This window comes from Micromonospora sicca (assembly GCF_003172935.1).
Taxonomy (GTDB): Bacteria; Actinomycetota; Actinomycetes; order Mycobacteriales; family Micromonosporaceae; genus Micromonospora; species Micromonospora sicca.
Map to the genome: position 1 here is coordinate 1 of NZ_QGKS01000102.1, position 1,651 is coordinate 1,651.

A 1,651-nucleotide genomic window follows, 5' to 3' on the forward strand; every position below is an offset into this window, starting at 1 on the left:
CAATGCCGCGTAGCCTAAGTTGATCATGGAGTTTGGTGGCTGAGCTTGTAGAGCCGGATCGTGGCGGGTCTGTCGTGGCGGACGCCGCCTGGTTCGTCGGGTTTCTTGACGCGGTACTGGTTGTGGCGTGCGCGTTTGACGGCGCGGGGGTAGGTGCGTTCCCGGCGGTCGGGGATCAGGAGAGCGGCGAGGTCGGTCAGGTGCTTGGGCAGGGCGTCAGCCCAGTCCTGAGGGGGGAATGTCCGCCGTGCCGGTGGCGGTGCGGCGGACCAGGCGTAGGGCCTTGGTGAAGGAGATCCGGTCGGGGTCCAGGTCGGCGGCGGCGGAGGCCTGGGCGGTCAGGGCGCTGATCGCGTGGTGGATGATCAGGTAGGCCCAGATCTCCTGGTAGACCAGGTCGGGAAGTTTGGAGCGCAGTATCCTGCCGGGCCCGCGCAGATGAGTCTTGAGCTGGTCGTGGCCGGTCTCCTGTTCCCAGCGTTGATGGTAGGCGGCGGCCAGCTCATCGGCCCGGGCCTGGCCGGGGCTGGTGATCGTGGACAGCAGGACGATCAGCTCGCCGGTGCCGTTACCTTCCCGGTCGGGCACGTCGTACTCGATCACCCGGGCAAGGTGGACGACCGGCAGACCGCGGTCGTCGAAGGCGTCCGGGACGGCGTTGATGTCGTCCAGGTCCTGTCCGGCGCGGGCGGCGGCCAGGAGCCGTTCGCGGCGTCCACCCCGGATCGTGGGTTTGATCAGGACGGTCAGATAGGTGCCGTCGGGCAAGACCCTGACCACGGGCAGGTCGAGTTGGGTCGGGGCCCGCCACACCAGCGCCGCGCCGGTGGCCTGCGCGGTATCCCATGCGGTCCAGGAGTAGAACCCGCGGTCGGCGGTCAACAACTCGTCAGGCCGAAGGCGCGGGTACAACCGGGCCGCGAGGGTCTTCTCCCCAGTGGCGTAGCCGCCGATCTCGGCGGCGACGAACGCGTGCGTGCCGCACTCGGCCAGTGCCACCACCCGGGCCTTGGGAAACGCCGACCGATTCTCACCGGACCCGGCGTACCCGAACTCGGCGGCGTTGTCGTCGCTGTCGGGCACGTCGACCTCGAACCCGTCGATCGCCAGCAGCCGCCACGACCGCAGGAACGACCCCCGTGCCGTACCCAACGCGGTGACCGCCGAGGTCGGGCCCACGCGCCCCGCGACCGGCCCGCACGTATTCTCGAACAGCTCGCTGAACACCGCCCGCCCCAACCGCTTACGGGCCTGAGTGATCGCACTCGAGGTCGGCACGCTCCAGCCGGCATCCCAGCACCCGAACCGGTCCAACGACCCGGTCACCCTCGTCGCGACCTCGGTGTAGTCGTCCTCGGGGAACAACGCCAACCCCAACGTCAGATACGCCGTCACGTGCGCAGGCAGCTTGCCGTCCGACCGCTTCTCCCGCACCCCGCACACCGCGACAGCCTCATCGACGGCATCCCTGGGCACCTGCGAGATCAACACCCCGAGCGTGACCTGATCCGGCCGCACACCCGGACGACCCACCACATCCGCCGCCATGACCCGTGATCAAAACGGTCAGGACCATCGGCGTCATCCCGCCACGCCGCAGACCCCCGGATACCCACCCAACACCATGATCAACTTAGGCTACGCGGCATTG

1 protein-coding gene is annotated in these 1,651 nt (G+C 68.9%); it reads right to left on the reverse strand.

The window, feature by feature from the left end; translation table 11 throughout:
- Positions 1-216 precede the first annotated feature (216 nt).
- Positions 217-1,548 carry an IS4 family transposase gene (locus DKT69_RS04025; RefSeq protein ID WP_109800250.1) on the reverse strand — a complete coding sequence of 444 codons (1,332 nt, stop codon included), beginning with the start codon at positions 1,546-1,548 and terminating at the stop codon, positions 217-219.
- Positions 1,549-1,651 lie beyond the last annotated feature (103 nt).